This window comes from Paraburkholderia sediminicola (assembly GCF_046027825.1).
GTDB lineage: Bacteria > Pseudomonadota > Gammaproteobacteria > Burkholderiales > Burkholderiaceae > Paraburkholderia > Paraburkholderia sediminicola_D.
Genome location: NZ_JAQQDU010000129.1, coordinates 1 through 20,488 on the forward strand (window position 1 = coordinate 1; position 20,488 = coordinate 20,488).

The 20,488-nt window shown below is 61.6% G+C and carries 21 protein-coding genes; 8 read left to right on the top strand and 13 right to left on the bottom strand.

The window, feature by feature from the left end; translation table 11 throughout:
* The 9 genes from PQQ96_RS38135 to PQQ96_RS38175 all read right to left on the bottom strand — a co-directional run.
* The coding region (locus PQQ96_RS38135) for an aldehyde dehydrogenase family protein (RefSeq protein WP_408302005.1) at positions 1–213 on the bottom strand (213 nt) is incomplete at its 3' end.
* Positions 214–236: 23 nt separating this feature from the next.
* A complete protein-coding gene (locus tag PQQ96_RS38140; protein WP_408302007.1) occupies positions 237–1,151 on the bottom strand; it encodes a LysR family transcriptional regulator in 915 nt (304 codons plus the stop codon).
* Between the two features lie 9 nt (positions 1,152–1,160).
* Positions 1,161–1,496, bottom strand: coding sequence for a ferredoxin (gene fdxA, locus PQQ96_RS38145; RefSeq protein WP_408302009.1), 336 nt, complete (start codon positions 1,494–1,496; stop codon positions 1,161–1,163).
* Entirely contained in the window at positions 1,496–2,269 is a 774-nt protein-coding gene (locus PQQ96_RS38150) for an enoyl-CoA hydratase-related protein (protein ID WP_408302011.1), read from the bottom strand. Before PQQ96_RS38150 ends, fdxA begins: the two co-directional genes overlap by 1 nt.
* Positions 2,266–3,447 (bottom strand): CaiB/BaiF CoA transferase family protein, encoded by a 1,182-nt coding sequence (locus tag PQQ96_RS38155; RefSeq protein WP_408302013.1) that lies wholly within the window; start codon positions 3,445–3,447, stop codon positions 2,266–2,268. The genes PQQ96_RS38150 and PQQ96_RS38155 overlap by 4 nt, the downstream gene beginning before the upstream one ends.
* Positions 3,444–4,829, bottom strand: coding sequence for an FAD-dependent oxidoreductase (locus PQQ96_RS38160; protein ID WP_408302015.1), 1,386 nt, complete (start codon positions 4,827–4,829; stop codon positions 3,444–3,446). Before PQQ96_RS38160 ends, PQQ96_RS38155 begins: the two co-directional genes overlap by 4 nt.
* A 37-nt stretch (positions 4,830–4,866) precedes the next feature.
* A complete protein-coding gene (locus tag PQQ96_RS38165; RefSeq protein ID WP_408302017.1) occupies positions 4,867–5,706 on the bottom strand; it encodes an ABC transporter permease in 840 nt (279 codons plus the stop codon).
* The gene (locus PQQ96_RS38170) at positions 5,706–6,539 is read right to left on the bottom strand and encodes an ABC transporter ATP-binding protein (protein WP_408302020.1); all 834 of its coding nucleotides are present in this window, start codon (positions 6,537–6,539) and stop codon (positions 5,706–5,708) included. The genes PQQ96_RS38165 and PQQ96_RS38170 overlap by 1 nt, the downstream gene beginning before the upstream one ends.
* A 3-nt stretch (positions 6,540–6,542) precedes the next feature.
* A complete protein-coding gene (locus PQQ96_RS38175; RefSeq protein WP_408302022.1) occupies positions 6,543–7,574 on the bottom strand; it encodes an ABC transporter substrate-binding protein in 1,032 nt (343 codons plus the stop codon).
* A gap of 521 nt (positions 7,575–8,095) precedes the next feature.
* On the opposite strand from PQQ96_RS38175, the gene PQQ96_RS38180 reads away from it, so the two are divergent.
* Positions 8,096–9,223 (top strand): porin, encoded by a 1,128-nt coding sequence (locus tag PQQ96_RS38180; RefSeq protein ID WP_408302024.1) that lies wholly within the window; start codon positions 8,096–8,098, stop codon positions 9,221–9,223.
* Positions 9,224–9,322: 99 nt separating this feature from the next.
* Here PQQ96_RS38180 and PQQ96_RS38185 read toward each other — a convergent pair whose 3' ends face one another.
* Both PQQ96_RS38185 and PQQ96_RS38190 read right to left on the bottom strand, forming a co-directional pair.
* Positions 9,323–12,007, bottom strand: coding sequence for a DNA-binding protein (locus tag PQQ96_RS38185; RefSeq protein ID WP_408302026.1), 2,685 nt, complete (start codon positions 12,005–12,007; stop codon positions 9,323–9,325).
* 231 nt (positions 12,008–12,238) lie between these two features.
* Entirely contained in the window at positions 12,239–13,135 is an 897-nt protein-coding gene (locus tag PQQ96_RS38190; protein ID WP_408302028.1) for a LysR family transcriptional regulator, read from the bottom strand.
* A gap of 104 nt (positions 13,136–13,239) precedes the next feature.
* Between PQQ96_RS38190 and PQQ96_RS38195 the strand changes: the two genes are divergently transcribed.
* The 3 genes from PQQ96_RS38195 to PQQ96_RS38205 all read left to right on the top strand — a co-directional run bounded on the left by PQQ96_RS38195 (position 13,240) and on the right by PQQ96_RS38205 (position 15,494).
* Complete coding sequence (locus PQQ96_RS38195; RefSeq protein ID WP_408302030.1) at positions 13,240–13,836, top strand: HD domain-containing protein; 597 nt, start codon at positions 13,240–13,242, stop codon at positions 13,834–13,836.
* Positions 13,837–13,933: 97 nt separating this feature from the next.
* Positions 13,934–14,221 carry a DUF1330 domain-containing protein gene (locus PQQ96_RS38200; RefSeq protein ID WP_408302032.1) on the top strand — a complete coding sequence of 96 codons (288 nt, stop codon included), beginning with the start codon at positions 13,934–13,936 and terminating at the stop codon, positions 14,219–14,221.
* 34 nt (positions 14,222–14,255) lie between these two features.
* Positions 14,256–15,494 carry an EAL and HDOD domain-containing protein gene (locus tag PQQ96_RS38205; RefSeq protein WP_408302034.1) on the top strand — a complete coding sequence of 413 codons (1,239 nt, stop codon included), beginning with the start codon at positions 14,256–14,258 and terminating at the stop codon, positions 15,492–15,494.
* Here PQQ96_RS38205 and PQQ96_RS38210 read toward each other — a convergent pair.
* Complete coding sequence (locus PQQ96_RS38210; RefSeq protein WP_408302036.1) at positions 15,488–16,696, bottom strand: FAD-dependent oxidoreductase; 1,209 nt, start codon at positions 16,694–16,696, stop codon at positions 15,488–15,490. The genes PQQ96_RS38205 and PQQ96_RS38210 overlap by 7 nt on opposite strands.
* 22 nt (positions 16,697–16,718) lie before the next feature.
* On the opposite strand from PQQ96_RS38210, the gene PQQ96_RS38215 reads away from it, so the two are divergent.
* From PQQ96_RS38215 to PQQ96_RS38225, 3 genes are all read left to right on the top strand, one after another.
* Positions 16,719–17,399, top strand: coding sequence for a TetR/AcrR family transcriptional regulator (locus PQQ96_RS38215; protein WP_408302038.1), 681 nt, complete (start codon positions 16,719–16,721; stop codon positions 17,397–17,399).
* Between the two features lie 52 nt (positions 17,400–17,451).
* Positions 17,452–18,063 (top strand): alpha/beta fold hydrolase, encoded by a 612-nt coding sequence (locus tag PQQ96_RS38220; RefSeq protein WP_408302040.1) that lies wholly within the window; start codon positions 17,452–17,454, stop codon positions 18,061–18,063.
* A gap of 139 nt (positions 18,064–18,202) precedes the next feature.
* Positions 18,203–18,628 (top strand): lipocalin-like domain-containing protein, encoded by a 426-nt coding sequence (locus PQQ96_RS38225; RefSeq protein WP_408302042.1) that lies wholly within the window; start codon positions 18,203–18,205, stop codon positions 18,626–18,628.
* A gap of 45 nt (positions 18,629–18,673) precedes the next feature.
* Here the strand turns inward: PQQ96_RS38225 and PQQ96_RS38230 are convergent, their stop codons facing one another.
* Complete coding sequence (locus tag PQQ96_RS38230) at positions 18,674–19,273, bottom strand: FecR family protein (protein WP_408302044.1); 600 nt, start codon at positions 19,271–19,273, stop codon at positions 18,674–18,676.
* 388 nt (positions 19,274–19,661) lie between these two features.
* Between PQQ96_RS38230 and PQQ96_RS38235 the strand changes: the two genes are divergently transcribed.
* Positions 19,662–20,462: an acetoacetate decarboxylase family protein gene (locus PQQ96_RS38235; protein WP_408302046.1), complete on the top strand. Its 801-nt coding sequence runs from the start codon at positions 19,662–19,664 to the stop codon at positions 20,460–20,462.
* Positions 20,463–20,488: the final 26 nt, after the last annotated feature.

Genomic DNA, 20,488 nt, shown 5'->3' on the forward strand with positions numbered 1-20,488 from the left:
GGCGCGCTCGTTGGCCGGAATCTTGCGCCAGGCTTCGAAACCGCGCTGCGCGGCGGCCAGCGCCCGGTCCAGATCGGCAATGCCAGCGTGAGCCACCTTGCCGATGGCCTTGCCGGTGGCGGGATTGATGACGTCGAGGGTTTTGCCGCTGGCGGCGTCGCACCACTCGCCGTTAATCAGAAGTCGGGTATCGGTATAGCCTGATGAAACCATCTTGTGTTCCTGTTAGTTGAAGATCAGGCGTCACGCAACGCCAATTCGACGTGCCGCAGGCGCCGCACGATACGTTCGACGAACTCCAGCGTCACGTGAGGCAGCGCACGCTGGTTGGGCGTGATGATGCCGACGGTGAGTGCGTTGACGTTCACGTCGTCAAGCGGTCTCCATACCACGTCGCCGCGCGCCAGTTCGTCGAGGAAAGCCAGTTTGGAAAAAAATGAAATACCGCGTCCTGACGCAATCAGCCGCTTGAGCAGCGTCGTCGAGTTACAGATCACACTCGGCTGCAGCGATTCCCAGTACTCGGGAAAATCGGTCGCGACGACGCCCTGGATCGGCGATCGTCCTTCGAGCCGCAGAAACGCGTGATTGCGGCATTCGTCGAAGCTGATGCGCTCCGTCTTCGCAAGCGGATGCGACGATGCCATGACCACGCCCGGCGGCAGCGAGACCTCGGTCACGACATCGAGCCCGGCGGGCAGCTTCGTAATGTACGTAATGCCGACGTCATACTCGCCACTCACGAGTCGCGTCGGTACGTCGTGCGGCGGCACCGCGGCGATCGAATACGTGACAGCCGGATACGCATCCGAGAACTCCTCGACAGTCGCCGGCAGAAAGTCGACGAAAAGCGAATCCATGGCCACCACCGAGACGTGCCCCTTGCGCTCGCCCTTGAGGTCGTCAAGCTCGCTGCGCATCAGGTGGAAGTCGTTCAGCGTCGCGCGAATGTGTTGCAGCATGCGCTCACCGGCCGCGTTCAGGCGGATGCCGTTCGGCAGCCGGTCAAACAGTTCGGTCCCCATCTCCGCTTCGAGCTTGAGGATCTGCCGGTTGACCGCGCTCGACGCGACATAGAGGTTCTGCGCGGCCTTGCGGATCGAACTGCACCGAGCCACTTCGACAAAATACTTCAGTACATTCGCATGCATCGTGTTTTCTCAGTTCATCGGCCGCACCGTCCATGCTGCGACCACGGGATGATCGCAGGCTACCTTGCCCACGTCGCATGCGCCACCCGGGGAACCGAGCGCACTCGCATCCGGCCCGAAAAAATCACGGTTCACGGCGGCGAAGATAGCCTCCGATTGCGGGAGTTCTTCGTCGTGAAAGATCGCTTCGGTCGGGCACACCGATACACACACCCCGCAGTTGATGCATTCCTCGGGGTGGATGTAGAGCGTGCGCCCGCCTTCGTAGATACAGTCGACCGGGCAGCATTGCACGCACGCCCCATCCTTGACGTCGATGCAGGGAGACGTGATGACGTAGGCCATCAGCGTCCACTCCAGACGGGTTTGCGCTTTTCCTGAAACGCGCGCACACCTTCATTCGCGTCCTCGGATTGCAACGCGGCGACCAATGCGGGCAAGCGCAGCGCCTGAGCGTCCGCCGGCGAGAGTGTGGAGGTCCGTTTGACCACCTGCTTGATCGCCTGCAGCGACAGCGGAGCGCACGCGAGCAGCGCCTTGACCCAGCGCTCGACAGCGGCATCCAGTTCGCCACGCGGCACGACTTCGTTGACGAGGCCCATGTCGAGTGCTTCGCGCGCCGAGACGCGGCGGCCGGTCATCAGCATCGCCATCGCCTGACGGTACGGGATCTGGCGTTGCAGCAGAGTCATGCCGCCGTCGAGCGGCATGCGCCCGACGAGCGCCTCCGGCAGCCCGAAGCTCGCCTCGTCACAGGCGACCACCAGATCGCACCCCAGCACCATTTCGAAGCCGCCACCCAGCGCATAGCCATTGACCCGCGCGATCACCGGCACGTTCAGCGTCTCGCGCAGCGCAATGCCGCCAAAGCCGCCTGGGCGCGGCGCCGCCCAGTAGTCAACGCCGCTCACCGACGGATTCTTCAGGTCCGCGCCGACGCAGAACGCGCGCTCGCCCTCGCCGGTCAGGACCACGACCCGCACGTCGCGGTTATGCTCGAGCTCGGTCCACACGCGTTGCAGTTCCGCTTCGGTGGCCAGGTCCACGGCGTTGAGCGCTTCTGGCCGCGCCAGCGTCACCGTGGCAACGTGCTGGTCGATGACAAGACGTACGCTCATACAGCCTCCGTGGCAACCTTGCCGCGCAATTGTTGCAAGACCTCGTCGGTATGCTGGCCGAGGCGCGGCGGCCCACGCCGCAAGCCCACCGGCGCGAGCGAAAGCTCGATCGGGCTGCCGATGAAACGCACCGGCTGGCCTTCGCCCTCGCCTTCCAGAATCAGCTGGTTATGCAGCGTCTGAGGATCGACCAGCGCTTCACGCAGATCACGCACCGGCGCACACAGCAGGTCCTGCTCCTCGAGCCGGGCGAGCCAGAAATCGCGGGTGTTGCTCGCAAAGCGCTCCCGGAAAATGCGCTGCAGTTCCGTCTTGTGAACGAACTGCTGGTTGAGATTGCAAAAGCGCGCGTCAAGCGAGAGGTCTTCGATCTGCAGCGCGGTACAGATGTCGCGCAGCGGATTCGCCTTGAACGCACCCACCAGTACCAGCGCACCATCCTGGGTATCGAAGACACCCGAGAGCGGCATCGCGGCCCAGTTCACTTCCGAGTCGGCCATCATGATCATGGCGGCTTCCTGCATCTGCATCGCGAGCATCGAGTTGTACAGCGACACGTTGACCTTCTGCCCTTCCCCCGTGCGTTCACGATGCAGCAACGCGAGCAGGATGCCCTGCACCATGTGCATGCCAGCCGAATAGTCGGCGAGCGCCGTCGGGTACACGGAAATCGGCAGCGACTCATCGGCGCGGCGCGCCATCACACCGCTCATCGCCTGGGCGAGCACGTCCTGGCCACCCTTGTGCGCATAGGGTCCGGTTTCGCCGAAGCCCGTGCCCACCGCGTAGATGATCCGCGGATTCAAGCGGCGGCAATCTTCATAGCCGACGCCCATACGGTCCATCACGCCCGCGCGAAAATTGCTGACGACCACATCCGCGTCCGCGATCAGCGCCTTCAGATCAGCCAGTTGCTGCGCGTCGCGCAGGTCGAGTGCGACGCTGCGCTTGTTGCGATTCAGACTGCAGAAAATCGGATTGTCCGCGCCGGCCACCGGCTCGAACGTCGAGCGGCTCAAGTCGCCCGCGCCCTTTCGCTCGACCTTGATCACGTCGGCGCCGTAATCGGCGAGCATCTGCGTGCAGACCGGGCCCATCATGACCTGCGTGAGATCGACGACGCGCACGCCAGCCAGCGGCAGGTCAGATGTCTTTGCAACGTTGTCGGCGACGCTCATGCGGCCTCCTGCTTCTGGATGTGTGCGGCAAGCGATGGGACGTCGGCGTTGCGGCCGGTCTGGTCGCCCGGATCGGCGCCTTGCGCTCGCAAGGTCTTCTGCAGCGCGTGCACATCGACGTTGCGCACTCGCACGCCCGCATCGAGCGCGAGCGCGGCAGCCACACCGGCAGCTTCGCCCATTGCCATGCAAGGCGGAATTTCACGCGACATCTTCTGCGCCTGCGAGGTCGCCGAATAGTGGCGGCCGGCGACCAGCAGGTTGTCGATCTGCTTCGGCAGCAACACGCGATACGGCATGTAGTAGTCACGGCCACGCGCGATGCTGTCGTCGAAACGGGTACGCTGCGCGAGGTCATCCTTCGTCATCACATACTCGCCTTCGAGCAGACGCGTCTGGCGCACGCCGGTTTGCGGCGCGACATCGATCACGTAACACTGTTCGAAACCAGGCAGCTTCTCGCGCACAAAATCGACCACCGCGTGAATGTGCTTGCGGCCCTGTACTTCCGCACGTGTCAGGTCTTCGGGCTTGAGACCGTCGAGACCGGCCATGTGCGGGCAGTTGCACCACACCACGCCGGGCAACGGTGTCTTCAGCCACCAGTAGCCCCATGAGCCACCGAGAATGCGCTTGATCTGACGATCCAGTGCCGCAAACGCCTCGGGTTCTTCGGCTTCGAAACGCTCGGCCGCCTCCGTATCCACGCCGCCGAGTCGAAATACCGTCGTGGTGATATAGGTGCCGCCGGCATGCGGCACACCCGCCGATGCCGCCACATCCAGGTCTCCCGTCGCGTCGATCACCACGTCGGCGAGGATCGCTTCACGGCCGCTCTTCGTCTCGCAGATCACGCCCTTTACCTGACCGTCTTCGACCAGCGTGCGCGAGAACCATGAATGCAGACGCAACTTGATGCCGAGCGATTCCACCATCTCCAGCGCGACGCGCTTCATCGCATCCGGATCGAACGCTGCGGCGAAACATACCGGGTGAGGTGTCTTCTGGCTGTGAAAGTCGAAGGTGCCCCAACGCCCCCACTTGCGATACGCAGCGGGATCCTCGCCCCACTCGTCCGAGCGCGGGAACATTGCCAGTTTGCGCGCCGCCATCCGTTCAATGAAGGTCAGGCAGACACCGCGCACCGAAATTTCCTGCAGGTGGTTGTCCCACATGTCGTCGAGTACCAGCACCATGCCGCCGGATGCAAGGCCGCCCAGGTGGTTGTAACGCTCCAGCAGAATCACCTCAGCGCCGTTGCGCGCCGCCCCGATCGCTGCCGACAGGCCTGCGGGACCGCCGCCCACCACCACCACGTTTGCCTTCGCCGCAACGCGCACATCGCGCACGCTTTCCTGAATCAAATCGCTGATCATGTTCACTTGTCTCCTGTGAGAATTCGGGTGTTTCGTGTTCGGTTCAATGCGTGCTTTCGGGCTGCCATCTCACCACCAGGCGCTCGATAATCGCGATCACCAGGAAGAACATGCCGGACAGCACCGCGCTCATGATGATTGCCGTGTACAGCAAGGCCGAATCGAAGCTGTAGGTGGCCTGAATGATCATTGCGCCGATCCCTTGCGTGGCGCCGATCCATTCGCCGACCACCGCGCCAATCACCGACATCGACGCGGCAATGCGCAATGCGGAGAAGAGATAAGGCAGCGAAGCGTAGAGACGCAGCTTGAAGAAGATTTCGCGCTTGCTGGCCGACAGGATCTGCATCAGTTCCATCGCCTGCGGGTTCACCGCCTGTAGCCCGCGGACCATGTTCACGAGCGTCGGGAAGAAGCAGACAATCGCCGCGATCGTGATCTTCGGCTCAAGACCGTTACCCATGATGAGCACGAGAATCGGCGCCTTCGCAACCACCGGAATCGAGTTGATCATCACCGCGACCGGATAGAAGATGTCCTGCAGCGTCTTGTTGTGCACGAAGACCGTGGCGATCAGAATCGCCGCCAGGTTGCCAAGCAGGAAACCGCCCACTGCCTCAATCGCCGTCGGCACCAGGTTCTGCAGCAGCACATCGCTCTTGTTGAAAAGCGTCTCCAGAACCAGCAGCGGCGACGGCGCGATAAACGGCTTCACATGAAAGCCCGCCACCACCGCCCACCACGCGAACAGCAAGCCCGCGACGCCAAGTACCGGCAGGAGGCGCGCGCGCCACAGGCGCTGGCGGCGTTGCGCAAGCCATGCTTGCGCTTCAGGGTCCGTCGCTTGAGACGACAGGTTCAATTGCATTTCGGACGTGGTCATCAGCAGGTCTCCAGTACGCGCCGCAGGTAGGCTGCGAGTTCGACGAATTCACGGGTCTCGCGGATATCGAGCGTCCGGTCTTCCGGCAATCCAACCGGGACGATCTCTTTCACCCGCCCAGGGTTGGCGGCCAGCATCAGCACGCGCTGGCCGAGAAACGCCGCTTCGTAAATGCTGTGGGTGACGAAAAGTGTCGTGAGGCCCATCTCTTTCCAGACGCGGCGCAGTTCTTCGTTCAGACGGTCACGGGTGATTTCATCGAGCGCGCCAAAAGGCTCGTCCATCAGCAGGACTTTCGGGTCGCTGACGAGCGCACGCGCAATCGCGACACGCTGGCGCATTCCGCCCGACATCTCGTGCGGGTAGGCGTCCTCGCGCCCCTTGAGGCCGACGAGTTCGAGCAGTTCACGCGGTGTCGCCCGGCCTGCACGCGCCTTGCCGCCCGCGACTTCAAGCGGCAACTGCACGTTCTGGATTGCCGTGCGCCACGGCAGCAGCGCCGCGTCCTGAAACACGAAGCCGATGTCCCGATGCTCACGCGCGACACGGGGCGCCGCGCCGAGCACGCTGATCTCGCCGCGGCTCGGTTTGATGAGGTCCGCGACGACGCGCAGGAACGTCGACTTCCCGCAGCCCGAGGGACCGAGGAGCGTGAGGAATTCACCGGCTGCGACGTCAAGGCTCAAGCCTTCGATCGCGGTGACGCTGCGCCGGTCGGTGAAGAAACGCACGTTGATATTGCGGCAACTGATAGACAGATTGCTGTCTTGCAGTGCGCCGACAGACGAGCCGGACCCTTCCGCGCGCGGCGGATTCATAGTGGCAGCATGCATGGATTACACCTTGAGGCGAGAGGAACGGGTAGCGTTGAGAACGTCCATCGTCATCACGTCATCGACTTTTGGCTGAGCTTTCTGGAACTGACCCAGTTGACCGTACATCGCGATCTGCTCTTCCCAGACCTTCGCGTCCATCGTGCCCCAGCCCTGGGTCTGCGTGGTCTGATCGAACGCGTAGCCCATCAGCGAATCGATCGCGACACGCTCATCGGCGCGGTTCAGATTCGGATATTCCTTGATGAGCAGGTCGACAGCCTGGTCACGATGCGCATTCGCATAGAGCCAGCCACGCGCGGTTGCGCGCAGGAAACGCGCAACGGTATCGGGATGGTCCTTGAGTGTGGCGGTGTTCGCGTAGTACGGCAGCGCGTAGAGGCGCACGCCGGTGTCCCACAGGCGCAGGTCGACACGATCTGCGCCGAGCGGCTTGAGCGCCGTGGTGTTGGTTTGCCAACCGGTCACTGCATCGACCTGACCACTCAGAAGCGGCATCATGTCCGCGCCGATCGGCACGATGTTGACCTGGCTTTCCGGAATTTTGTTCTTCGCGAGCAGCGCCTTGAGCAGCACCATGCCCGTGGACTGGATACCAATACGCTTGCCGATCATGTCGTGCGGTGTGCGTATGGGATTCTTCTTGAGCGAAAAGAAGCTGTAAGGATGCTGCTGCAGACCGGTCGCAATGCACTTGATCGGCAAGCCTTCCGAGACCGCAAGCATGATCGACGGGCTCGACGAAATCTCACCGGCGTCAGACCGGCCCGAGGCGACAATCGCGACGCCGTCAATATTCGGGCCGCCCGGCTGGATGTGAAAATCGATTCCTTCCTGATCGTAATAGCCGAGCCGCTTCGCCGTCACTTCACCGACCTGATTGCCGCCCGGAATCCAGCCCAGTTGCATGTTGACGGTTGCCCTGTCGCCCGCAAAGGCACGCACGGAAAGCAGCGCGCCCGTTGCAGCCATGCCGCCCGCCGCGAGTGTCATCCGCAGCAAACGCCGACGTCCGGCATTTTCGATTACTGACATCATCTCCTCCGTTGGTCCTTCCTGGATACAAGGGGCCGGTCGTCTAACGCTCAGTGCTGCCGGTCCAAACGATTATTAAGAGCCAAAAGTGTCCCCGCAAGCATCAATTTTGAAGATGAGTGATGCCGAAATTAGCGCACCCCGCCTGTGCAGGTTTTCTGACAATGTCCCCACAAGCGTGCGTGATTCGTGCACCAGTTCGGCCTTGGCGCGCTAAAAATTCGATCACTGGTAGTCAAATTCAGTGCTAGCCGTCGCGAATTTTGTTCCGCAAGAATCGGCAGCAATCGCATCAGATTCGCCTCGCCGTACGGGTCGATCATCGAAAGGCCGTTGTAGTGACAGACCGTCGAGGCGCGGGAACGCCTTGTCGAGCTGTCCACTCACCCCGGAAAGCTGAGACGGTTATCGGAGACACAAAGCCTTCGCTGCGGCGCAATGTCTTTGCTTCGTCATCCTAAAAATAATTCAGATTCAAGTAGTGGCTTTCACTTTCCCAAAACAAGCACTCAAAGGAAATCATGAATCGACGCATCTTTGTTCTCGCTTCAATGGCCTTGTTCTGCCAGACGGCATCCGCCCAAAGCAGCGTGACGCTGTACGGGCTGATCTCGACCGGCATCGTCTATGCGAACAATCAGAAAGGGGCCGACAAGCAAGGTCACGCGACGTGGCAATTCGCGAGCGGGCCGATGCAGACGCCGCGCTGGGGGATAAAGGGCATCGAGGATCTGGGTGGGGGGCTGAGGGCCATCTTCACGCTGGAAGGCGGCTACAGCGTGGCGACGGGCGCGCTGTCGCAAGGCGGCCGTGAGTTCGGCCGGCAGGCGTTTGTCGGTTTGTCATCGGATACGCTCGGGACGGTGACGCTAGGCCGTCAATACGACGAGGCAGTAACGCTGTGCACATTCTCGTCGGCCTGTCAGTTCGCGGCGTACGGTGCGCACATTGGCGACAGCGACAATGTGTTCGACACGTTCCGGATCAACAACGCGGTCCAGTACAAGAGCATCGACTACAAAGGTCTTCAGTTTGAAGGGCTTTACGGCTTCTCGAACAAGGCAGGCGGCTTCTCCGACAACAACGCCTATAGCGCCGGGGTGCAATATCGGAACGGGCCGCTATCAGCCGGCCTCGCGTACCTTCAGGTCAATACACCGAATGACGTCAATAATACGAACGGCGCCGTGGTTAACGACTATGGATTCACGTCGCCGTTCATCACGAATCCGGCGACCAATGCGGGTGTCAGCAAGCAGAGAATGTATGGAGCGGGCGGCGCCTACGCGTTCGGCCCGGCGAGCCTATCGCTGCTTTATACCAATGCGCGGTTCGACTATGTCGACACGTCGCGCCTGACGCTTCAGAATTTTGAGGTTTCGCTGACCGACTACGTGACGCCGCAGCTCATTCTGGGCGCCGCGTATATCTTCACCACCGGGCAATATCATCCGCAGGACAATAGTCCAAAGTGGCATCAGGTGAATACCGGCGTGGATTACCTGCTCAGCAAGCGCACCGATGTCTTCCTCGTCGGCATCTATCAGAGAGCGGCGGGTGACGCGCAGTATGCGCAGATCTATTCGCTTTCCCCATCCACCACCAAGTCGCAAGTCTCAGCGGTGATCGGACTTCGGCATAAGTGGTAAGTGGTATGACTTGCCTGCACGACGACAGCGCAGACGCCGGATCAAAAGATCCGGCGGGCTTCGGTGGTCTGGGCGGTAGTATCGATGGCCAGCAGAGAGTCAACGCTCCACTTTCGACATAACCGCCGTCGTCGGGTCATACCGATAGCCCTTCTGGGCAAGCCGTTCAGCCATCGAAGCGCTGATCAGCTTTTGCTGCGTGTCCCGGGATATCAACTCACTATCTGGCTTAAGCCGCTCAAGTTCCGACGAGAGCTTCCGAATAAGCGCCACCTCACCAGTACTGCGTGAGTCAATAAACAACAGCTTCTCGTTCGCCGAGCCCAGCCGTTCCTTCAGATCCTTGGCATGCTCCACCCACTGTTCAGCAATCGTGCGAAGCTCGGTAAAGGCCTTCTCATGCGCTTTGGTCTGCGCCGCTATCTGACGTTGTAACTCGGCGATTTCCTCGGCCTTCGCGGATTCGCCCGCCTGAATGGCAAGCTGCTGGGCGCGTCGCGCTTCTTCCGCGCGAGCCTTCTCGACTTCCGCGACGCGCTGGGTCAACATCGCCGCACGCTGTTCCGCGGCCTCTGCCCGCTCCTTCGCGGCAGACGCGTCCTGCGCAACCTGGGCCAGTTCAGCGCTCGCGGCCGCTTTCGCCTTGGTCATGGCGCTGACCTGCTCCCGCGCCGCCTCGAGTTCCTGGGTGACGCCTTGCAGTTCGTCGCGCTGAGCCGACGCTTCCCCGCTCCGCTCAGCGCTTGTCTGGCGTTCTGCTTCGAGCGCGACTCGCGCCTCCTCAAGTTCCCGGGCGACGCGCTTCAGTTTGTTGAGCTGGGCCGCCGCGTCCTCGCTCCGCACTGCGCTTGCCTGGCGCTCTGCAGCGAGCGCCGTGCGAGCCTCATCGCGTTCCGCCTCAATCGCAGCGATCCGCGCGAGGCTCTCACTCGCCTGTACCGTGGCAGCTTCTGCGCGCGATGAGGCCGCGCTGGATTCCTGCGCCCATCGTTCCGCTTCGGCCGACTTCGCCTGCTCGACCTCTGCAACGCGTTGCTGCAACGTCGTCTCACGCTGTTCGGCAGCCTCTGCCCGCTCCTTCGCGGCAGACGCATCCTGCGAGACCTGGGCAAGTTCAGCGCTCACGGCAGACGCGTTCTGCGAAACCTCAGCCAGTTCAGCGATCGCGGCTGTGTTCGCCGCACTCATGGAATTGATCTGCTCCCTCGCCGCCTCAAGTTCCCGACCGACACGCTGCAGCTCGTTAAGCTGAACCGCCGCTTCCTCGCTCCGTGTCGCGCTCGCCTGACGCTCAGCTTCGAGCGCGGTACGCGTCTCCTCGAGCTCGCGCGCGACGCGCTGCAATTCGTTGAGCTGAACCGACGCTTCCTCGCTCCGTGCTGCGCTTGTCTGACGCTCTGCTTCGAGCGCGACGCGCGTCTCTTCGAGCTCCCGACCAACACGCTGCAGTTCGTTAAGCTGAACCGACGCTTCTTCGCTCCGCGCTGCACTTGTCTGGCGCTCTGCGGCCAGCGCAGTGCGCGACTCATCCAGTTCAGCCTCCAGCGCAGTAACCCGAGCAAGACTCTCGCTCGCCTGTGCCGCGGCGGCTTCCGCGCGCGATGAAGCCGCGCTGGATTCCTGCGCCCATCGCTCCGCTTCGGCCAACTTCGCCTGCTCGACCTCCACGACACGCTGCTCCAACGTCGTCGCACGCTGTTCGGCGGCCTCAGCCCGCTCCTTCGCGGCAGCCGCCTCTTGCGAGACCTGGGCCAGTTCAGCGCTCGTGACAGACGCGTCCTGCGAAACCTGAGCCAGCTCGGCGCTCACCGCCGCTTTCGCCTCCGTTATAGCGCTGACCTGCTCCCGCGCCGCCTCCAGTTCCCGTCCAACGCGCTGCAATTCGTCGAACTGAATCAACGCTTCCTCGCTCCGCGCCGCGCTTGTCTGGCGCTCGGCTTCCAGCGAAAAGCGCGCTTCATCCCGCTCAGCCTCCAACGCGGCAACCCGCGCGTGGCTCTCGTTCGCCTGCGCTGTGGCAGCTTCCGCGCGCGACGAAGCCTCGCTGGCCTCCTGCAACGCTCTATCCGCTTCGGCCGATTTCGCCTGACAGTCGTAGCCCAACGCGGTGACCTCCTGCCGCGCCTCGTCGAGCTCCTGCTTCATCCGTGCTATTTCGTCGTTCTGGCTGGAAACAGCAGCGGCCAACTCGCCACGCGCGTGACGTTCCGCATCAAGTTCGGCCTTCGTGTGCTCCAGCGCGGCCTCTTCCACCGACACACGCTGCGCCAGTTCTTCCGCCCGAGCCTCGCCAGCCTCAGCGCGACCCGTCGCCGCCGCGAGTTCCGCCGCGAGACGCGTGGCCGTATCCTCGGCGGTGCTCAGCGCATTCGTCAGCACACGATGCCGCTCACGCCCGGTTTCGACTTCCGCCACCGTCTTCTGATACTCGGCAAGCGCCTCATCCCGTTCCGTGCGGGCGGTATCGAGGTGCTGGTTCAGGGCACTCAGGTGCTGACTGACCGCCTTGTCGGCTTCGCCTTGGGCGGCCATCCAGAGCCGATCCGCGGTGCTCATCATGGTTTCGACAATCTGCTCCGGCACCCGGGCCTGAACCTGCACGTGGGGCGTGACAGGCTGCCGCGCGTCGCGCCAGCGTTGCAAAGCGGCCGCAATGGCAACGATCGAACCGCCAGGAATCTCCGGCCAAATGGTCATTGGGGACACTTTCCGGCCTTCATCGACCATGCGATCCGCGATTCCGGCGACGAGTTCGTCCGTGATTGTGTCTGTGTCCGTAGACATAAGCGCCTCAAAGCTCATTTTGACCTGACCAAAAATTGAGTCCCAATACGTTACCCCACCCGGCAACCTTCCCGATGAAAGGATTGCGGGTTGGCTCATACCGCGCAACTCGCCGTTCACTGAAAAACCCGGCAGCCCGATGACCGACATCATCCACGCGGCACAACCTGTGCCCGATATTATCGGCGATATCCCGGTAGCGTCGAACGAGCAGGTGCGAGGCGCCCTGGCTTACAACTCCCGGGCTGCGCTGCGCAAAATTTCCTGAGCGCGTTGCGCGATCGGGGACAGGTAGCCGGCCCTTCGTATCAGTCCGACCTGGCGCAGCAGACCGTCGAACTGGATCGGGCGCACAGCAATGTCGGGCGGCAATGAGCCGGGGGCGATGCTGCGCGCGTTGATAAAGCTGACCAGTTGCGTAGTGGATACGATCAGAATCAATGCGGCCAAACTATTGGCCTCGACCACAACGCGCATACGCCGAGGGTAGCCCTGTTTTGCAAAGGCTTGCTCAATTTGCACACGGGCAGATTCCTGTCGAGTGGACGCGGCCCATTCGCAGTCCACCAGATCGTCTACCGTGACCAATTCGCGCTTGGCCAGCGGGTGCCGGGTGCTAACCATCAAGCTGTAGTGATCGTCATACAGCATCTCCTTGACCATGGATGCGTCCAATGTCTCGGGCAACGGGCAGACAGCCAGCTCCACTTCACGCTTGTCGATGGCGTCCAGTAGCGTGTCGCTAAACGCTGTCGTCACATTGACGCGTGCGGCGGGCCGCTCCACCAGCAGCGTGGGGAACAGCGAGCGCAGCGCGAAACTCGTGGTGGCCGGCGTCGCACCGATGCGCAGCAGGCCCGCGTGTCCGCCACCCACATCGCGCGCTTCCTCCACCGCACTATCGAGCTGCATGGACACGCCCGATACCCGTGTATGGAATATCTTGCCCGCCTCGGTCAATACCGAGCCGCGTGCGGTGCGCTCGACCAGCGTGACCCCCACCTTGCGCTCCAGCCGCTGGATGGCCTTGGTCACGGCCGGCTGAGAAATGCCCAGCTGTTCAGCGGCGCGTGCCAGCGTACCGGTACTCGCAATGGTCAGGAAATAGGTCAGGTCGACATCAATCATGCCATTCCCTGGAGTTATGGATATGGACTTCCCGGTTATTGGATTTTATATCCCCCTCGCTCAAATAATGAAGCTCCAATCACACAGAGAGAAGGAGTCGTTCCATGGAACACAATGAACAGTGCGCCACGTTCCGCCATATGCGCGAGGGTACGCTGCAGGACTGGGCAATCATCGGTAGTGAGGTCGGCCCGTTCGCCAAAGGACTGCCTGGCCGCCTGCTGGACCACCTGCGCTTGCTGAATGGCGACTTTGGCGGCTTTCCTGTCGATCGTCTGACACATAGCTTGCAAACTGCCACGCTGGCGCATCGCGACAACCAGGACGAGGAATACGTGGTCTGCGCGCTGCTGCACGACATTGGCGATACGCTGGGCAGTTACAACCATGCCGACGTTGCAGCGGTGCTGCTGGAGCCATTCGTCAGCGCGGAAAATCACTGGATGGTCAAGCATCACGGGATCTTCCAGGGCTATTACTTCTTCCACCATATGGGCATGGACCGCAATCTGCGCGATCAGTACCGCGACGTGCCGGAGTTGTTCAAACGTACCGCGCTTTTCTGCGAGAAATATGACGCGGCGGCCTTCGATCCGGATGCGGAAACGCTGCCGCTCGAGTTCTTCGAACCGATGGTGCAGCGCGTGTTTGCCGAGCCGAAGCGATCGCTGTACAAAGCCGCCTTCGACAAAATCGGCTGAGTTGGGTCGACACCTGGTCCGGCGCCGCGTGCCGAGGTCCAATGCGGTTCCATGGCATCATCGTGTGCACTTTCACACCACCGCAGGAGCGTACGTCATGGCGACTTATATTGTCTTCACGAAGGAAAGCACGCAGGATCAGGGTGAACTCGACATCTACCAAAGCAAGGTGGGCGCGACCTTTAAAGGTCATCCCGTCAAGGTTCACGCTGCCTATGGACCTCAGCAGATCCTTGAGGGCGACGGGCCAGAGGGCGTCGTGATCGTTGAGTTTCCGTCGACGGCGGAAGCGCGCGCGTGGTACGACAGCCCGGCGTATCAGGAGGTCGCGCAGCACCGGTTCAAGGGCGCGCGCTATCGCGCCGTTCTCGTCGAAGGCATCTGACATCAGTTGTTAGGCCCTCCAACCAGAGGTAGTCGTGAACAGCGTGTCAACTGAGACCGTTGCACCGGGCGATGCCGACGTGTTTGTGGCACGTCAACCCGTCATGGATCGGGCGGGTCGCGTGGTCGCCTACGAGCTTCTTTTCAGGGACGGCCCCGCCTGGGGCGCGCGGATCGGGGACGAACTGCGGTGTACGACCGCGGTGATAGAACGCGCAGTGGGCTCGATCGGTCTCGAACGACTTGCCGCGAACAAGGCCTGCTTCCTGAAGTGCCCACATGATTTTCTGTTTTCGGACTACCCGTATGTGCTACCGGCGTCACGTTTCGTTCTTGAGATTCCGGAGTCTGTCGAGCTGACATCGAGTCTTTCGCGACGGTGCAGCGAGTTGCGAGGGGCGGGCTTCCAGATTGCGCTGGACAACTTCAGGAGCATGACTGACGAGATCCGGTGGTTTCTTCCTTCCGTCGACATCGTCAAGATCGACTGGCCGTTCGTGGAAGGTGCGGAGTTACCGGGGCTGGTCAGTCAGTTCAAACGTGCGGGAAAGGTCGTGCTCGCCGAGAAAATCGATCGTGCAGAAGATGCGGAGCTTGCCCGGCAACTGGGTTGTGATCTGCTGCAGGGCTTTTATTTCGCCAAACCGCAGATTCTTTCAGGCAAGCGCGCGATGCCGCCAATCAAGGCGATTCTTCACGTGTTCGATCTGGTCGGCAGCGATGCCCCGTTGGGGAGTATTGCGCTCGCGCTAAGAGAGACGCCAATGCTGGTTGCCCAACTGTTACGGCTTGCAAACACCAGCGAGCACCACAACGGCAAAACGGAGCGCATTTCATCGCTCATGCAGGCACTCTCGATCGCCGGTAGTCGCAGACTTCTGCATTGGTGCGGACTTCTGCTTTACGTTGACCGGGACGGGCTTCCCGTCGAGGACGATCCACTTGTGCTGCTTGCGCAACGACGCGCACATTTCATGGAAGAGGCGATCGACGCGATGCCGGACGGATCGCGCGCGCTGGCAGCCGCGGCCCATCTGGCAGGCATGCTGTCGCTCCTGCATGTCGCGTATCACATGGAGCTGCGCAGCTTCGTCGAGGAGCTACCCGTTTCTGATTCCATCCGCCTGGCCATCCTTGACGGCGGCGGCGTACTCGGCGAATTGCTGTCGGTCGCGGCGCTGCTTGAGCGCGGCGATGTGGACGCGGCGGCGGTGAGACTGCAAGGGCTGGCGGTTTCTCCCGCAGGGGTTCGGAAGATCGTCGCGTGCTACTGATTGCTGAAGAAGTCAACCAGGCTCTGAGGCGTTTGGGGGCCGAGACAAATGTTAAGGATGACTTCTGACTCTTTAGCTTCAGACGCGCTGCGGGGAAACAGGTCATTTTCATACGCGGTCAGCGCGGCCTCAACGTCACCGGGGTTGGCGGCGATGGCCTTCCCAAGTTCGGCGCCGTCGAACATGGCGAGATTGGCCCCTTCGCCAGACGGAATCATCAGGTGTGCCGCATCGCCGAGCAGGGTCACCCCCGGCACGCGAGCCCATCGGTGCTCGACCGGGAGCGCATGAATCGGGCGAGGCACAGGGTCAGTCTCACTGTCGGTGATGAGCGCTGTCAGCGCCGGAGCCCAGCCTTCGAATTCCTCGGCGACACGGGCCCGCGCAGTCACCGGGTCGGAGAAGTCAATGCTGTCAATCCAGTCCTGTGGCTTGTTCAACTCCACGTATGTGTGTAGCACGCCATTGGGCTCACGGTGCGCGGCGATGCCTTTTCCCGGCGCGAGTGCAAACAGCGCGCCACCGCCAACCGCTTCCGCGCTCGCCTTGTGACGGGTGTCGCTGTCAAACAGGTAGGTTTCGACGAACGACGTGCCGACATACGCCGGCTTCGCCTCGGAAAGAAGTGGACGGACTTTCGACCAGGCACCGTCGGCCCCAACGAGGAGGTCGGTCGTCACCGCTGCGCCGTTAGCAAAGGTCAGCACGTGCCGTCCGCCGCCGAGCGCAGACACTTCCGTGACTTTGTGTCCCCAGCGAACCGTGCCGGCAGGCAGTGAATCCAGCAGAATCCGGCGAAGCGCTCCCCGGGGTACCTCAGGTCGACCGCCGGTGCCGTCGTCGTGATCTTCAAACAGGACATTACCGTCCTTGTCGAGTACCCGCGATGCCTGACCGCCGGCATGGATGATCTCGACGAATTGATCGAAGAGCCCCGCGGCCTTAAGCGCGAGCTGCCCGTTGTTTTCGTGGATATCCAGCATGCCCCCCTGCGCTCGCGCGTTTGCCGAGGCGTCCGCTTCGTAGACCGTCGCAGCGATGCCATGGACGTGAAGTACCCGGGCAAGCGTCAAGCCACCGAGCCCTGCACCGACGATCGCAACTGAAGTATTCATTCTGTTTCCCTGATGATCGGAGGTCGCCATCAGATTGACTGCGAGCACCTTATGGAACGTCATTCCAGAGTAATATTGGAACAACATTCCATAAGTGTCAAGACAGGGCATGGCAAAGAAAGCACGTAGCACTCAACGCCGGGAGGAATCGCTTTCTCCCGATCAAATCATTGAGGCATCGATCGAGCTTCTCGATAGCAGCGGAGAGAAGGGTCTGACGTTCCGCGCCCTGTCCGGGCGGCTCGCTACCGGTCCTGGTGCTATTTACTGGCACATCGCCAGCAAGAGCGATCTGCTGACCGCCGCGTGCGACGCCATCGTCGCTCGCACGATGAACGCGCCCGTGGAGGGTTCGACGCCGAAAGCGATCATTCGCGCGCTCGCGCTGGCCATGTTCGACGCAATCGACGAACATCCATGGGTTGGCTCAGCGCTGACACGTGCCCCCGGGCAGTTGCCGATGGTGCGCGTTCTCGAACGCATCGGCCAGCAACTGCGCGCGCTTGGTGTGCCGGCCGACGAAGAGTGGGCAACGGTGTCCGCGTTGCTGAGCTACATCCTTGGCGTCGGCGGACAGAACGCGGCGAACGCGCATTTCGCTCGGGAGCAACGCCTTGATCGATCCAACTTTTTAGACGAGGTGTCGACCGTGTGGTCCGAGCTTGATCCGGATGAGTACCCGTTCACCCGCAGCGTAGCCGCACAGTTGCGCGTTCACGACGACCGCGTCGACTTTCTCGCCGGAATCGATCTTATGCTTCGCGGGATCAAGTCAGCGCGCGGTCGCTGATCGGCGACAATCTGCCTCGTCCATTACCGATCCGCACACGGAGAAACAGCGCTTGCCGACACCATCGAAACTTCTTTTCCTGCCGGGCGCCTCAGGTAGTACCGGGTTTTGGGCGCCATTAGCGAATCAGCTAGTGAGTCCCGCCGACAAAGTCATCATCGGATATCCGGGATTCGGTGCCGAACCCGCTACGCCGGACGTCAACAACTTCAATGATCTCGTTCGGTTCGTGGTATCCCATATCGATCAGCCGACCGCGTTGATTGCTCAGTCAATGGGGGGCGTCCTGGCAATCTGCGCAGCCCTGGAAAAGCCTGATCTGGTAACCCATCTCGTGTTGTCCGTCACATCTGGGGGGATCAACACGGAAGGACTCGGCATGCGGGACTGGCGCGACGGATTCCTTGAGGCCAACCGGTCTATTCCGGATTGGTTTGTTTCTTTTGAATCGGACTTGACCAGTGAACTGGGGCGAATTTCTCAACCTGTCCTGCTGCTTTGGGGTGATGCGGACCCTTTCAGTCCGGTTGCTGTGGGCCATCGAATTCTTGACGTGCTTCCGGATGCGCGCTTGCATGTGGTCGCAGGCGGCGGCCACGATCTTGCAAATGTTCATGCGCGCGATCTGGCACCCATCGTGGACGCACATCTCTCACAGATTTAAAGGGAACGAGCTTCGCAAGTCGGCCATTTGCGGTGCGTGGCGCATCCCGCGAATTTGACGGTGTTCTCGCAATTGGCATGGCAACATACCCTGCCTTCGACAGGCGGGTACATTTAGGCGAACTACTCCAGGAGGGAATATGTCTGAGCGCGACACCAGGCTCCACGGTTGCTGGCGGTTAGTTTCTTTTGATACCGAGCTTCAGGATTCAAAGGAGCGCACTCAACCGTGGGGCGCCGACCCCAATGGGTACCTTATTTTCGACGCTGATGGGCGAATGATGGTACTCGTTACCGCACAGGCGCGGGAGCCAGGGACTACAGATGAGAAACTGCTGGCGCTTTTCCGTACCGTGATGGCCTATACAGGCCGGTACCGGATAGATGGGGATAGGTTCGTCGTAAAGATTGACTCGTCTTGGAATGAAGCCTGGAACGGCACCGAGCAGGAACGATTCTACAAGCTTGATGGAGACACGCTCGACGTCAGTACGGCCTGGATGCCGAATCCGTTAGTACCAGGAAATCCAATAGGAAGGGCTACGCTCAGTTTTAGACGCGAGTAACTTTCCCAACGCTGAGTTCGCCAGTAGTCGCTAGTTTGCAGGTCATCAACTCGACGGTGAGTCTGGCAGCCACCCTTGAATGACCGCATCGCGGCGGCCAGGCCGATTGATCCGCCGAGGAGCGTCTCCCAGGCGAGTACGCCAGGCCAACCACTGAGCCAGGATACTCGCGGCATTTACCGCACCACGCAATCCACTGGGCTCGTCGCGCTGGAACGCGGCGCCGCCGGCGCATTCTGACCGATCGACAGCTGCATCGTTACCGGTACGCCCTGCGTCGGCGGTATCACGGACCGGCGGGCTATTCAGGTTGGCGACAAAGCCGAACTGGCCGGCTTGATAGGCCTGTTGGCCGGCCGGATTGCTGAGCACTACCGCACCCTGCGTCACTTCGACATACAGACCATTCTGCGGCGTGCTCCCGTTTGGCGACGGTACGCCGCCGCAATCGTGCTGGCAGAACAGCGCACCGAAGTTGGTGCCGCGTACGGCGATGGTGCCCGTCGGCGTCTCAAAGCTGACCGCATCATGGTTGCGCTTTCCGATCAGGCCGGTTACCGAGCGCAGGCCGCCGTTGACCAGACGGATGGCGATCTGATTGCCTGCAAGGGTCAGGGTCGTGCCATTGGCCGACGACGTGCTCAACTGTTGCGTGACGTGCAGTGGCGAGAACTGCTGGGATCGCCCCGCTTGCCGCGGCCAGCGTGAGGTTACGCGCGGTGATACGCGCGTAACGCCTACTCACCCTTGTTATCGGCAATGCAAAACGCAACTTGATAGCGGCTGATCCAAAAAAACCGTCCATACCGTGCTAATCCGCTAGCCGGTCGTGCGATTTCGAAAGCGTTAGCAGGTGAGGCACGGCACTATGACCTCACGCGCGGCACGCCGGATCGCGCGCTACGGCGGATCGCATCCTGGCCGCGCGTGGTGTCCTCGAAAGGTTCGCGTCAGGTGATACACCGCGCGCCCAAGGAAAGTAAGGACTCCATGTGTAGCGCCTTCCCGTCGCCCTGATCAAGGAGGACAAGAGATGCCTACAGCGTTTTCAGTTCCCATTACTCCGCAAGGAAAGTCCGCACTGGCGACACAGCCGCCGTGGCACTATTCCAGCGACTGTCTCGCCATCGAATTCTGGGCTGACCAGAAAGCGATCGCGGCGCTCCTCCCGCCAGACGTCACGGTGGACGAGAAATCAGACGGGCGCGCCTTCTTCTGGTTTCTGGACTGGCAGTTCACGGGTTCCAACGACGAAGTGACGGACCCCGCCCGGTATCAGTACCGCGAGGCATTCGTTCTGGTCGAGGCAGTCTTCGAGGGCACTCCGGTCAACTATTGCCCGTACATCTTCGTGGATAACGATGCCGCGATAGCCCGCGGATGGGCACAGGGGTTTCCGAAGAAACTCGCCAGCGTCTATCAGACTCGCAGCTTCTCCGCGCCCAGCCTGGCCGCAGCGCCGCTTGCCAAAGGCAGTCGCTTCGGCGCCAGTGTGGCCGCACACGGGGAAAGGCTGGCGACCGCCCGGATCCAGCTCGCGGAACCTGTCCCTAACCCGGCGACCGTTTTCAACCGGCCGACCACGATGCGCCGCTACTTTCCCCAACTGGCGGCCGGACAGTGGAACAAGCCACCGGTCGACGAACTCACCATGTCGCTAACGGACAATCTCGCGATCGTGGATGTCTGGACCGGATCGGCTGAACTGAAGATTCCTGAAGTCGACGGCGAGGACATGCACCTGATTGCTCCACTGCGGGTCGGCCAGGGTTATCGGCTGGGTATGTCGTACTCCGTGACGGACCTGCGCATTCTGAAGAACTACGTCGCATGATTGTCTCGAAGGCCCCCTGAGTTAGC

Excerpts from the sequence above, each read along its gene's own strand:
- PQQ96_RS38170 (WP_408302020.1), bottom strand. The coding sequence starts at position 6,539 with ATGCATGCTGCCACTATGAATCCGCCGCGCGCGGAAGGGTCCGGCTCG.
- PQQ96_RS38195 (WP_408302030.1), top strand. The coding sequence starts at position 13,240 with ATGGAACACAATGAACAGTGCGCCACGTTCCGCCATATGCGCGAGGGT.
- PQQ96_RS38225 (WP_408302042.1), top strand. The coding sequence starts at position 18,203 with ATGTCTGAGCGCGACACCAGGCTCCACGGTTGCTGGCGGTTAGTTTCT.
- PQQ96_RS38155 (WP_408302013.1), bottom strand. The coding sequence starts at position 3,447 with ATGAGCGTCGCCGACAACGTTGCAAAGACATCTGACCTGCCGCTGGCT.
- PQQ96_RS38180 (WP_408302024.1), top strand. The coding sequence starts at position 8,096 with ATGAATCGACGCATCTTTGTTCTCGCTTCAATGGCCTTGTTCTGCCAG.
- PQQ96_RS38210 (WP_408302036.1), bottom strand. The coding sequence starts at position 16,696 with ATGTTGTTCCAATATTACTCTGGAATGACGTTCCATAAGGTGCTCGCA.
- fdxA (WP_408302009.1), bottom strand. The coding sequence starts at position 1,496 with ATGGCCTACGTCATCACGTCTCCCTGCATCGACGTCAAGGATGGGGCG.
- PQQ96_RS38185 (WP_408302026.1), bottom strand. The coding sequence starts at position 12,007 with ATGTCTACGGACACAGACACAATCACGGACGAACTCGTCGCCGGAATC.
- PQQ96_RS38150 (WP_408302011.1), bottom strand. The coding sequence starts at position 2,269 with ATGAGCGTACGTCTTGTCATCGACCAGCACGTTGCCACGGTGACGCTG.
- PQQ96_RS38140 (WP_408302007.1), bottom strand. The coding sequence starts at position 1,151 with ATGCATGCGAATGTACTGAAGTATTTTGTCGAAGTGGCTCGGTGCAGT.
- PQQ96_RS38215 (WP_408302038.1), top strand. The coding sequence starts at position 16,719 with ATGGCAAAGAAAGCACGTAGCACTCAACGCCGGGAGGAATCGCTTTCT.
- PQQ96_RS38175 (WP_408302022.1), bottom strand. The coding sequence starts at position 7,574 with ATGTCAGTAATCGAAAATGCCGGACGTCGGCGTTTGCTGCGGATGACA.
- PQQ96_RS38200 (WP_408302032.1), top strand. The coding sequence starts at position 13,934 with ATGGCGACTTATATTGTCTTCACGAAGGAAAGCACGCAGGATCAGGGT.
- PQQ96_RS38165 (WP_408302017.1), bottom strand. The coding sequence starts at position 5,706 with ATGACCACGTCCGAAATGCAATTGAACCTGTCGTCTCAAGCGACGGAC.
- PQQ96_RS38235 (WP_408302046.1), top strand. The coding sequence starts at position 19,662 with ATGCCTACAGCGTTTTCAGTTCCCATTACTCCGCAAGGAAAGTCCGCA.
- PQQ96_RS38190 (WP_408302028.1), bottom strand. The coding sequence starts at position 13,135 with ATGATTGATGTCGACCTGACCTATTTCCTGACCATTGCGAGTACCGGT.